The organism is Stenotrophomonas sp. YAU14A_MKIMI4_1, assembly GCF_003086855.1.
GTDB lineage: Bacteria > Pseudomonadota > Gammaproteobacteria > Xanthomonadales > Xanthomonadaceae > Stenotrophomonas.
This window is the reverse complement of sequence record NZ_CP025998.1, coordinates 3,464,655-3,476,360: the sequence shown is the minus strand read 5'-3', so window position 1 is coordinate 3,476,360 and position 11,706 is coordinate 3,464,655. Positions and strand designations below refer to the sequence as shown.

Annotated in this window: 12 protein-coding genes and 1 tRNA gene; 8 read left to right on the top strand and 5 right to left on the bottom strand. The window is 66.6% G+C overall.

All coding sequences use genetic code 11. The annotated features are described in order from the left end of the window. On the bottom strand, positions 1-285 hold the full coding sequence (locus C1931_RS15840) for a hypothetical protein (RefSeq protein ID WP_108750914.1): 285 nt from the start codon (positions 283-285) through the stop codon (positions 1-3). 177 nt (positions 286-462) lie between these two features. Here C1931_RS15840 and C1931_RS15835 point away from each other — a divergent pair, with 177 nt between their 5' ends. Then, on the top strand, positions 463-801 hold the full coding sequence (locus C1931_RS15835) for a Rieske (2Fe-2S) protein (RefSeq protein WP_108757019.1): 339 nt from the start codon (positions 463-465) through the stop codon (positions 799-801). Positions 802-955: 154 nt separating this feature from the next. Here the strand turns inward: C1931_RS15835 and C1931_RS15830 are convergent, their stop codons facing one another. The 4 genes from C1931_RS15830 to thiS form a co-directional block, all read right to left on the bottom strand. Beyond that, the gene (locus C1931_RS15830) at positions 956-2,803 is read right to left on the bottom strand and encodes an SLC13 family permease (RefSeq protein ID WP_108757018.1); all 1,848 of its coding nucleotides are present in this window, start codon (positions 2,801-2,803) and stop codon (positions 956-958) included. Between the two features lie 27 nt (positions 2,804-2,830). Then, on the bottom strand, positions 2,831-3,565 hold the full coding sequence (gene trmB, locus C1931_RS15825; protein WP_006387461.1) for a tRNA (guanosine(46)-N7)-methyltransferase TrmB: 735 nt from the start codon (positions 3,563-3,565) through the stop codon (positions 2,831-2,833). After that, complete coding sequence (locus C1931_RS15820; RefSeq protein ID WP_108750910.1) at positions 3,565-4,359, bottom strand: thiazole synthase; 795 nt, start codon at positions 4,357-4,359, stop codon at positions 3,565-3,567. Before C1931_RS15820 ends, trmB begins: the two co-directional genes overlap by 1 nt. A 146-nt stretch (positions 4,360-4,505) precedes the next feature. Beyond that, a complete protein-coding gene (gene thiS, locus C1931_RS15815) occupies positions 4,506-4,706 on the bottom strand; it encodes a sulfur carrier protein ThiS (protein ID WP_108753977.1) in 201 nt (66 codons plus the stop codon). Positions 4,707-4,912: 206 nt separating this feature from the next. Between thiS and C1931_RS15810 the strand changes: the two genes are divergently transcribed. The 7 genes from C1931_RS15810 (at position 4,913) to C1931_RS15780 (ending at position 11,618) form a co-directional block, all read left to right on the top strand. Continuing rightward, positions 4,913-6,745 carry an autotransporter domain-containing protein gene (locus C1931_RS15810; RefSeq protein ID WP_108757017.1) on the top strand — a complete coding sequence of 611 codons (1,833 nt, stop codon included), beginning with the start codon at positions 4,913-4,915 and terminating at the stop codon, positions 6,743-6,745. A gap of 146 nt (positions 6,746-6,891) precedes the next feature. Continuing rightward, positions 6,892-6,965, top strand: a tRNA-Gly gene (locus C1931_RS15805). 150 nt (positions 6,966-7,115) lie between these two features. After that, positions 7,116-7,994 (top strand): 30S ribosomal protein S6--L-glutamate ligase, encoded by an 879-nt coding sequence (gene rimK / locus C1931_RS15800; protein ID WP_108757016.1) that lies wholly within the window; start codon positions 7,116-7,118, stop codon positions 7,992-7,994. A gap of 248 nt (positions 7,995-8,242) precedes the next feature. Beyond that, complete coding sequence (locus tag C1931_RS15795) at positions 8,243-8,716, top strand: hypothetical protein (protein ID WP_108757015.1); 474 nt, start codon at positions 8,243-8,245, stop codon at positions 8,714-8,716. Between the two features lie 25 nt (positions 8,717-8,741). Beyond that, positions 8,742-9,419: a response regulator transcription factor gene (locus tag C1931_RS15790; protein ID WP_005410804.1), complete on the top strand. Its 678-nt coding sequence runs from the start codon at positions 8,742-8,744 to the stop codon at positions 9,417-9,419. After that, complete coding sequence (locus C1931_RS15785) at positions 9,382-10,752, top strand: HAMP domain-containing sensor histidine kinase (protein ID WP_108750905.1); 1,371 nt, start codon at positions 9,382-9,384, stop codon at positions 10,750-10,752. The genes C1931_RS15790 and C1931_RS15785 overlap by 38 nt, the downstream gene beginning before the upstream one ends. Before the next feature lie 479 nt (positions 10,753-11,231). Beyond that, complete coding sequence (locus C1931_RS15780) at positions 11,232-11,618, top strand: hypothetical protein (protein ID WP_108753968.1); 387 nt, start codon at positions 11,232-11,234, stop codon at positions 11,616-11,618. Positions 11,619-11,706: the final 88 nt, after the last annotated feature.

Sequence of the window (11,706 nt, the reverse complement as noted above, 5' to 3'; positions counted from 1 at the left end):
TCAACGCGGCGAGGACAGCGCCGATTTGCGCACCACGCGGTACTCACCTTCCACCACGTTGGGGTCGGCGGCACGGCCGACGCTGGCCGGCTTGCGCGAGGCCAGCAGCTTCCACGCCAGGCCGATCAGGATCATCGCTGCGCCCACGAACACGCCCACGAACACCATGGCGGCCAGGATGGCCAGGCCCAGCAGGCCCACGGCAATGCGCACCAGCGGGTTACGCGGCTTGCGCGGCGCGAACAGGGTACGGAAGTGGTGGACGGCGGATGCGCGAGTAAACATGGCGGCTCGATAGGCTGAAATCAGCGAACCGCCAGTATCCGGAGGCGCCACTGTCATTGAGTGAAAAAGTCGTTAAATATAGCCCTGGCTTATTACCAATCAATGACTTGTGTTCATGTGAGAGCCAGTGAGCTGAGCGCGCGTGCGACAATGCCGCTTTACGTTCGAGCCTTCGCCATGACGACCCCTGCTGCCGCCCTCATTGTTCTGGAAGCCCTTGCCGATGGGGCCTTTGTCGAGGTTGAGGCGCTGGTGGACGGCGATGCCGAATCGGTGGTGCTGTACCGCGACGGCAGCCAGGTGCGTGCCTTCCTGAACATCTGCCCGCATGCCGGCCGTCGCCTGGACTGGGCGCCGGGGCAGTTCCTGAAAAGCCGCGAAGGCCACCTGGTGTGCGCGGCGCATGGCGCCTCGTTCGCGCTGGACAGCGGCGATTGCGTGGCGGGCCCGTGCAAGGGCGATCGCCTGCGCGCAGTGCAGGTGGATGTGCGCGACGGGCAGGTCTACCTGGCCTGAGGCCAGGTCCGGGGTCGGATCCGTTTTCCGCAGGAAAACGGCTCTGACCCCATCGGGCGGGCAACGGCATCCACGCATGGCGTGGATCTACTGCGGGCGTGGCCCTCAGTGGACCCATCAAGTAGATCCACGCCATGCGTGGATGCGCGCCCCTTCAAAACATCAGGTTGATCATCAGCACCACTACACAGGTGTAGATCAGTGACAGCGGTCCGCCCACGCGCCACATTTCGCGCGGGGTGTAGTTGGCCGGACCGGTGATCATCGAAATGACCGGGTTGGACGCGGTCATCAGGTTGTTGGACGCCGACAGCGCCACGATCAGCGCGAACGCGGTCGGGTTGCCACCCGCTGCCAGTGCCAGGTTCACCGCAATGGGCACCATCACGATGGTCGCGCCCACATGGCTGATCACCAGCGAGAACGCGGTCGTCAGCAGTGCCAGTGCCACTTCCAGCACCCACAGCGGAATGCCGGTGGGCAGCTTGTCGATGGTGTGCCCGGCCACCCACGCGGCCGCACCACTGGAATCCATCGCCCAGCCGAGCGGAATCAGCCCAGCCATCATGAACACCGTCTTCCAGTTGATCGAGGCATAGGCCTCGTCCATGCGCAGCACGCCGGTCAGCAGCATGCCGGCCACGCCGGTCATCAGGGTCAGTGCCACCGGCAGCTTGCTGGTCAGCGCGATCAGGATGGTCAGCGCGAAGATCGCCATGGCGATCTTGAACTTGTGCGGGCGCTGTTCGCCGGTGGGGTAGTCGGTCACCACCACGAAGTCGCGGCTGCGCGCGGCCTGCGCCAGGTCGGTCCAGATGCTGTGGAAGACCAGCATGTCGCCGGCACGCAACTGCACATCGCGCACGTCCTCGCGGATCACCTGCTTGTCGCGGTTGATCGCCAGCAGGCTGATGCCGCGTTCCTTGCGCAGGCGCAGATCGGCCGCGCTTTTGCCGATCACGTTGGAGGTGGGCGGCACCACCGCCTCGGAAATACCGGCGCGGCTGGGGTTGAACAGGTCGCCCAGGTGCTTCAGCCGCGAGGACATGCGCAGGAACTGGTTCTGCGCGAAATCGCTGATCTGCTCGCGCGGGCCCATCGCGCCCAGCACGCTGCCCACCCAGATGCGCATTTCCGCCGGCGGCGCCAGGCGGGTGTCATTGCCGGTCTTCAGCGCCAGCAAAAGCGGCGCGTCGTGCAGGTTCTCGGCCTCGCCCAGGGTCATGCCCACCAGCGGGCTCTCGGCGGTCACCACCAGTTCGAAGACATCGCCTTCAATGCCATAGGTCTTGGCGAAGTAGCTTTCGGTGCGCGCCGGGGTCACCCCGTCGTTCACCAGGTTCTCTTCCTCGATCAGCTTGCGGTCGCCGTAATAGCGGAAGTACAGCAACGACGCGACCAGCAGGGCCACGCCGATCGGCAGCGGCGCGAACATGCGCAGCGGCTCGATGGTGGCCAGGCCGGACGGCAGGTTGTTGTTGGCCGAGGCCAGCAGATCGTTCAGCAGGATCAGCGGCGAATTGCCGACCATGGTCAGCGCGCCGCCCATCACGATCGCCGCGGAAATGGGCAGCAGCAGGCGCTGCAGGGTCAGCCCGGTGCGCGCGGCCAGACGTGAGGCCACCGGCAGGTACAGGGCCATCACCGAGGGGTTCTGCATGAACGAGGAGTTCAAGCCGGCAATGGCGGTGGTCATCATCAACAGCCGCTGCTCCACACCGTGGCCGCGCCGCAGCAGCCACGCCGCCAGCCGGTTCAGTGCGCCGGTGCGGTCCAGGCCCGCGCCCAGGATGGTGGTGGCGATGATGCTCATCACCGCGTTACCGGAAAAGCCCCCGAAGATTTCTTCAGGGGCGATCAGGCCGGTCACGCCCAGCACCACCAGCACCACCAGCGCCACCACGTCGGCGCGGATGCGCTCGAACAGGAACATCGCCATCGTGAAACCAACCAGCCCGAGCACGAGCTTCATGTCGTTGGTCAGCGTCAGCGCGGTATCCATGTGGGGCGCAGGTTCCTCGGTGGGCGGTCAGGTGCGGTCGTACAGCAGATCCCAGACGCCGTGGCCCAGCTTCTGGCCGCGGGTCTCGAAATGGGTCTGCGGGCGCCAGTCCGGTCGCGGCACGCTGCCACGCGGGCCGGCACGGTTCACCAGCCCGGCGGTGGCGTCCAGAACGTCCCACATCTGCTCGGCGTAGTCTTCCCAGTCGGTGGCGCAGTGCAGGCGGCCACCGGGGCGCAGCTTGCGCACGATCAGCTCGGCGAACGCCGGCTGCAGCAGGCGGCGCTTGTTGTGGCGCTTCTTGTGCCACGGGTCGGGGAAGTAGATGCGCACTTCGTCCAGCGCACCGTCGGCAATCTCGTTCTGCAGCACTTCCACCGCGTCGTGGTGGTACAGGCGCACGTGGTCGGCGTTGTCATCGGCCAGCGCGTTCAGCAGGCGGCCCACACCGGGGGCGTGCACTTCAATGCCGATGTAATCGCGCGACGGATCGTGCTGGGCGGCGAAGCGCATGGCCGCACCGTTGCCGAAGCCGATTTCCAGCACCTTGTGCGCCGGGCGGCCGAAGGTGGCGTCCAGGTCGCGCGGCTGGCCGTTGTAGTCGATGCCGAAGCGCGGCCAGCGTTCGTCGAACGCGCGCTGCTGGGCGGGGGTGAAGCGGCCCTGGCGCAGCACGAAGCTGCGCACCTCGCGGCGGCCTTCGCTCACCGTGAAGGGCTTGGGCGGGGCCTTGGAACCGGCACTGTCGAAGGGATTGGTCATCAGCCGATCACCCCTTCCACCGGCGAAGACGCACTGGCATAGCGCTTGCGCGGAATGCGCCCGGCCAGGAAGGCCTCGCGGCCAGCTTCCACGGCCTTGCGCATGGCGCTGGCCATCAGCACCGGGTTGCGCGCACCGGCAATGGCGGTGTTCATCAGCACGCCGTCGCAGCCCAGTTCCATGGCAATGGCCGCATCAGAGGCGGTGCCCACGCCGGCGTCAACGATGATCGGCACCTTGGCGTCTTCGATGATCTGCAGCAGGTTGTACTTGTTCTGGATGCCCAGGCCTGAGCCGATCGGCGCGGCCAGCGGCATCACCGCCGCGCAGCCGATCTCTTCCAGGCGCTTGGCCAGGATCGGGTCGTCGGAGGTATAGACCATCACCTCGAAGCCATCCTTCACCAGCTGCTCGGCCGCCTTCAGGGTCTGCACCACGTCCGGGTACAGGGTCTTCTGGTCGCCCAGCACTTCCAGTTTGGTCAGGTTGTGGCCGTCCAGCAGCTCGCGCGCCAGGCGGCAGGTGCGCACGGCGTCTTCGGCGGTGTAGCAGCCGGCGGTGTTGGGCAGGATGGTGAAGCGGTCCGGCGGCAGCACGTCCAGCAGGTTCGGTTCACCGGGGTTCTGGCCGATGTTGGTACGGCGGATGGCCACGGTGACGATCTGGGCGCCAGCGGCCTCGGTGGCCAGGCGGGTTTCCTGCAGATCCTTGAACTTGCCGGTGCCGGTGAGCAGCCGCGAGCCGTAGGTCTTGCCGGCGATCACCAGCGAATCGGGGGAGACATGAACGTTCATGCCGCGATTATCGCCTATCCGCCTGAAGATGGGGTCACGCCGGGAGCAGGGTCGGATCCCTTTGCCTGCGGCAAAGGGCTCTGACCCGTGGCGCGATGCGTGGGGTCAGAGCCCTTCGCGGTGCGAAGGGATCCGACCCCTTGGCCTCAACCACCGCCCAGAGCGTGCACGATCTCCACCACGTCGCCTTCGGCCAGGGCGTGTTCGCCGTGGCGGCTGCGGCTGACGATCTGGCCGTTTACTTCCACCGCCACCCGGCGCTGCAGCAGCTGCTCGGCGGCAAGCAGATCGTGGACGGTGGCCGGGGCGGGCAGGGTGCGGGGTTCGCCGTTGAGCTGGATGTTCATGCCCGGCATTGTCGCTTATGGCCAGGTTGGATCGGAACCGTTGCAAATCCAGCGCAACGCCACCTCCGGCACAGTTGTTCCGGGGTGGTCCGGGCGACAATTCATGCGGCGGCGCAGCGTGAGCAATCGGCGGTACGGTGAAACCATTCACCGTGCGCCGGCGTACGTGTGCCGGGTCCCCAACATCTTCCCCCAGGAGTTTTTACATGCTGCTCAGCAAACGCCCGATCCGCTCCCTCATGGCGGCCGCGATCGCGCTGGCCGCGCTGCCGGCCATGGCAGGCGAATCCGCATTCAACAGCACCGTCTTCTTCGGTGACAGCCTGACCGACAGCGGCTACTACCGTCCGCTGCTGCCGGCCGACGCGCGCCCGGTGGCGGGCCAGTTCACCACCAACCCGGGTTGGGTGTGGGCGCAGTTCGTGGCCGATTACTACGGCACCAATGCCACCCCGAATGGTCTGGGCCAGAGCGGCGACAACTACGCGGTGGGCGGCGCCCGCGTGGGCACCGACCTGACCCAGCCGGCCTTCGGCAACGTGCCGGTGCCGTCGCTGAAGACCCAGACCGCCAACTACCTGGCGGCCAACGGCGGCAAGGCCGACCCGAATTCGCTCTATACCGTGTGGGGCGGCGCCAACGATCTGTTCGCCATCACCACCCCGACCCAGGCCCCAGCCGTCATCGGCGCGGCGGTGACCGACCAGATCGGCATCGTGGCCTCGCTGAAGCAGGCCGGCGCCGAGTACGTGATGGTGCCGAACCTGCCCGACGTGGGCATCACCCCGGGGTTCATCGACCGCGGCGCCGCTGCGCGTGCCCAGGGCACGGCCCTGTCCAATGCCTACAACAGCGCCCTGTACGGCGGCCTGAAGCAGGCCGGCATCGACTTCATCCCGCTCGATACCTACACCCTGCTGCACGAAATCATCGCCAACCCGGGCATGTACGGTTTCAGCAACGTCACCGGCCGCGCCTGCACCGTGCCGTCGTCGCTGAGCTGCAGCCCGCTGGCCTACGCGCGCCCGGACGCAGCCAGCACCTACCTGTTCGCCGATGACGTGCACCCGACCAGCGCGGCGCACCAGATGCTGGGCCAGTACGCCATCTCCATCCTGGAAGGCCCGCGCCTGCAGCAGGTGCTGACCCACTCGGCGCAGACCATCGGCCGTTCGCGCGCCGACCAGGTCAGCCTGCACCAGAGCGGTCGTCCGGCTGATGGCCTGTCGTGGTGGGGCGGCCTGCGTGGTGACATGCAGCGCTACGACCACGCCGACGTTTACGACGGCATGGCTCCGGCCGGTCTGGCCGGTATCGACTGGGCGCTTGACGGCATGGTGGTGGGCGGCTTCGCCGGCTTCGGCCGCATGGACGCCGACTTCGGCAACAACCGTGGCGACTTCACCCAGAAGGACACCACCGCCGGTCTGTTCGCTGGCTGGTACGGCGAGCGCGTGTGGGTGAACGGCCAGGTCAGCTACACCTGGTTGTCCTACGACGTGAACCGCAAGGTGCAGCTGGGCCCGGCCACCCGCGAACACGGCGGCTCGCCGGACGGCAGCAACCTGACCGCGGCGCTGAACGCCGGCTACGAATTCGGCACCGAAGGCGGCTTCCGCCATGGCCCGATCGCTTCGGTCATCTGGCAGAAGGTGAAGATCGACGGTTACACCGAAAGCGCCACCGCCAACACCCTGGCCACTGGCTTGGGCTACGGCCAGCAGGATGTCGATTCCACCGTGGGCCGTATCGGCTGGCAGGCCCGCTTCGACGGCGGTGCCGTCAAGCCGTACGCGCAGCTGACCTACGACCACGAGTTCGAAGACACCAAGCAGGCCAGCGCCTGGGTGCAGAGCCTGCCGGACGTGGGCATGTACCGTGTGCCGGGCATGGACTTCGACAAGAACTATGCCACCGCCATCCTGGGCGCGCGCATGGAACTGTTCGGCCTGCAGAGCAACGTGGGCATCAGCGCCACCACGCTGCAGAAGCGTGCAATGGACGCCACGCTGTTTGCCAGCTTCAGCGGCAGCTTCTGATGCAACGCGGGGTCAGAGCCCTTTCCTGGCGGAAAGGGATCTGACCCCATTGCGCCGGGGTCGGCGCCCGGAAACGGCTCTGACCCCATCGCGGCAGCCACCATTGCGCAATACCGGCCGCTGCGCATAAGATTCCCCCCTGCAATGCGGGCGTAGCTCAATGGTAGAGCTGTAGCTTCCCAAGCTACTGACGTGGGTTCGATTCCCATCGCCCGCTCCAGCATTCCAACCCCGGTTGTGGCCCTGCCACTGCCGGGGTTTTTTGTTTGTGTCATGCGCCGTGCCGTCGTCGGCCGCGCACCCACACCAGCATCATCCCGCCGCCACACGCCCGCGCTATGCTGCGCGCCTGCCGCCCGATGCCCCCGCGATGAAGCTCGCCATCCTGTCCCGCAACAGTTCCCTGTACTCCACCCGTCGGCTGGTCGAGGCCGCGCGCGCGCGCGGGCACACCGTGCGCGTGCTGGACCCGCTGCGCTGCTACATGCGCATTGCCGCCGATGGCTTTTCGATGCATTACAAGGGCCGGCCGATGACCGGCGTGGATGCGGTCATTCCGCGCATCGGCGCCTCCATCACCCGCTACGGCACCGCCGTACTGCGCCAGTTCGAACTGATGGGCGCGCGCACGCCCAACCCGTCAGACGCGATCCTGCGCTCGCGCGACAAACTGCGCGCGCACCAGTTGCTGGCGGCCAAGGGCATCGACATGCCGGTCACCGTGTTCGGCGACAACCCCGACGACACCGTGGACCTGCTGTCCATGCTGGGCCCGGCCCCGCATGTGGTGAAGCTCAACGAAGGCACCCAGGGGCGGGGCGTGATCCTGACCGAAAAGGCCAGTGCCTCGCGCGGCATCGTCGAGGCCCTGCGCGGCCTGTACGCCAACTTCCTCATGCAGGAATTCATTGGCGAGGCCAAGGGCGCCGACCTGCGCTGCTTCGTGGTGGGCGACCAGGTGGTGGCGTCCATGCAGCGCCAAGCTGCCGAGGGCGACTTCCGTTCCAACCTGCACGCCGGCGGCACCGCCCAGGCGGCCAAGGCCAGCCGCGCCGAGCAGCAGGTGGCCGTGCGCTCGGCCAAGGCGCTGGGCCTGTCGGTCTGCGGGGTGGACCTGATCCGCTCCCAGCGCGGGCCGCTGGTGCTGGAAGTGAACTCGACCCCGGGCCTGGAGGGCATCGAGGCAGCCTGCGGCGTGGACGTGGCCGAGCGCATCATCGTGCACGTGGAAAAGCTTAAAAAGCCTTGATATTCAATGATATATGCTTTCGTTCAGCTGGCAGGGGCGGGTTTAACACCGCTTTAATCGGCCGGGGCGTAGTCTCCATTTCACCGCAGCTCTGCCTCTCAGCAGGATCGGTAATCGGGATGACACTTCAAGCCCAGGCGGCGCAGCGCCGTCTGGGCTTTTTTCTTGCCGCGCAGCAACTTGCGCACGGCGGGGTCTTGGCTGAACATGCCTTGGCCACTACCGGCACACCTAAGGAGGGGAATGTGATGCGTAAGGTTGCATGTGCTGTCCTGTTCGTCCTGGCCTCCGCCAGCGCTGCGGCAAGCAGTGGCACGGCCGGCCCGCTGGATGTCAGCCGCCCGGCCGATCTGGTCAACACCCAGATTTCCACCATCCGCGCCGATCTGGCCAAGGGTGAACTCTATTCCGAGATTTCTGCCGGCGAGCGGGCCAAGGTGAGCGATGCGCTGACCCGCATCCAGGCGGCCATTGACCGCAGCGGCGGCGCTGAACTTTCCAGTGGCCAGCAGGTCTCTGTCTTCAACGACCAGGAGATCGTCAACACGGTCTTGACCCGCGCCAAGGATGATAGTCGCATGATCTGCAAGCGCACCCGTGCGGTGGGCAGCAACATGGTGACCTCGCAGTGCATGACCGTGGCCCAGCGCCGCGCATTGCGCCGCGACAGCCAGCGCGAAATGAACGACATCCAGCGCAACCGACCGTTGCCGGAACGCTAAAACACCAAACATTCAAGAGGCTACAGTGAGAATTCTGGTAATCGAAGACAACAGTGACATCGCGGCCAATCTGGGGGACTACCTGGAAGACCGTGGCCACACCGTCGATTTCGCCGCCGACGGTGTGACCGGGCTGCACCTGGCCGTGGTGCATGAGTTCGACGCGATCGTGCTGGATCTCAACCTGCCCGGCATGGATGGCATCGAGGTCTGCCGCAAGCTTCGCAATGAAGCGCGCAAGCAGACCCCGGTGCTCATGCTCACCGCCCGCGATTCGCTGGACAACAAGCTGGCCGGCTTCGATTCGGGCGCCGACGACTACCTGATCAAGCCGTTCGCGCTGCAGGAAGTGGAAGTGCGCTTGAACGCGCTGTCGCGCCGCGGCAAGGGCGTGCAGACCCGCGTGCTGGAAACCGGCGATCTGGAATACAACCTGGACACGCTGGAAGTGCGCCGCCAGGGCAAGCTGCTGCAGCTCAACCCGACCGCCCTGAAGATCCTGCAGGCACTGATGGAAGCGGCCCCGGCCGTGGTGACCCGCCAAGAACTGGAAACCCGCGTGTGGGGCGAAGAGCTGCCCGATTCCGATTCGCTGCGCGTGCACATCCACGGCCTGCGTGCAGTGGTGGACAAGCCGTTTGAAGTGCCGCTGATCCAGACCCGCCATGGCATCGGATACCGCATCGCCACACCGGAAGCCTGATTCGGTGGCGGCGAAAGGGGAGCGTCGGCGCACGCCTTATCGGCGGCGCCTGCGCAGCCGCATCATCGTGTCATTCGTGTTGTTGGGCTTCTGCCTGACAACCCTGTTCGCGTTCGCCACCAACTGGGCCCGCATCCGCGTGGAAAACCAGCTGGTGGAAGACGTGATGAACCGCAACATCAACGAGTACGCGCGGCGCTTCTACGAACACCCCGGGCGCAACCCGGAAGTGCCGGTGCAGCAGATCAAGGCGTATGCGTACTCGCGCGACAAGTTCGACCGGGTGCGCGAGAACCAGCCGGATTGGGCCGCGCTGCCCAACGGCAACTACAACCTGAGCGGCACCGACGAGCAGGGACAGCCGTACGCCTACAAACTTGCGGTGCGCAAGGCCGACGACGCCTGGTTCTTCCTGGCTTATGACATGACCGACAGCGTGCGCGGTGGGCAGCAGCTCAGCCGCGCGCTGGTGTTGTCGGTGCTGGTGTTCAGCCTGCTGTCGCTGGTGCTGGGCTGGTGGTCGGCCTCGAAGGTGATGAAGCCGGTGTCCGACCTGGCCGCACGCCTGCGCGCCTATCGCGGTGGCAGCAGCGACCCCGAGCCGCTGGCGCCGCGCTTCCCCGATGACGAAGTGGGGCAGCTGGCGCAGGCGCTGGACGACTATTCATCGCGGCTGACCGAAGTGGTGCAGCGCGACCGCGAGTTCAACGCCGACGTGAGCCACGAGCTGCGCACGCCGCTGGCCGTGATTCGCGGCGCCACCGAACTGCTGCTGACCCGCCCGGGCCTGGACGACAAGGTGCTGCAGCGTCTGCAGCGCATCCAGCGTGCCGAACAGCAGTGCAGCGACCTGATTGGCGCTCTGCTGCTGCTGTCGCGCAACGAGCGCGGGCAGGGCACCAGCAACGTGGCCCGCGTGGCCGAGCAGCTGCTGGATGCACACCGCGCACAGCTGGGCGGCAAGCCGCTGGAGCTGGTGCTGGAAGGTGAGCGCGATCTGGTGATCGACGCGCCCGAGGCCGCGCTGTCGGTGGCGCTGGGCAACCTGATCGGCAATGCGGTGAAGTATTCGCAGGATGGCGACGTGCGCGTGCACGTGGGCGGCAATGCGGTGTCGGTAACCGACAGCGGTCCCGGCTTGAGCGAAGAAGATGCCGCCAAGCTGTTCCAGCGCGGTTATCGCGGCACGCATGCCGGCCATTCGCAGGGCGGTGGTATTGGCCTGTCGATCGTCAGCCGCCTGTGCGATCTGTACGGCTGGCAGGTGAGCGTGCGGCCGGGCGGCCAGCGCGGCGTGATCGCCACGCTGACGTTCTCGCCGAAGCCGCTGTAATCGGGCACACGGAAACCCGGTGGGCGCCGACCTTGGTCGGCGCTGGTGCTGCGCGCGATGTGTCGTGACTGGCGTGTGCGTGGGTGACGTTGCGTCGTTCTCTGCGGCCCTGACACCGTTGTGATGTGATCGATATCGCGCAGCGGCTGTGCGTGGCGGCACGAATGGGCTGCGGCGTAGGGGCGGTGGCGCTTTTGCCTCGTGATTGCCGAGGCGGGCGATGGCCTGATGGCCCGGCCGGGGCAGGTGCCTTGGCCGGGATTGGCGTCCTGAAATCTACCCAACAATCAACAAACCTCTGATGTGCCGCTGGCCATCATGGAATATGCACCGTGTGCCTGCTTCTGGCGGACGGTGCGTGGGGATTCATTGGAATCCGCCGGAGTGTTTCGTTGATTGTTGTGATCCGGTACGCCAACCCGCACCGTCCGCCACCTTGCATCCGCAGGTGGCCCCGCCGTCTGCGGAGGAGCATCGCCATGTCACAGCGCACCGCCTATCCCAACCTGCATCGCCTGGTTGGCGATTCCATCGACCAGCTTCCGGCCGAGATTGCCGAACGCATTGAAGACGTCCTCTCTGAACCCACCGACCTGCTGCCGAACCTGCTGGCCCGCATGGATGGCCGCGACACCGCCGAAGGCCAGCCGCAGAAGGCCACCGGCCTGACGCCGGCCCAGGCCGTCACCCTGGCCAGCCTGAGCCGCACCCTGGCCGGCCTGAACGCCCTGATCCAGATGCTGCACGCCGCCGAAGCCGCCCGCGTGCAAGGCAGCGCCGGCCAACAGCTGCCGCCCGACGTGGTGGAAGGTCTGCTGCTGGCCGCCCGCGAACTGGCCCAGTACGCCCGCCGCCAACTGGGCTGAAGGGCAGGGCACCCGAAGGGGTCGGATCCCTTTCCGCAGGAAAGGGCTCTGACCCCGCCGAGTGCCAGTGCCAGCTACGCCGTGCGGG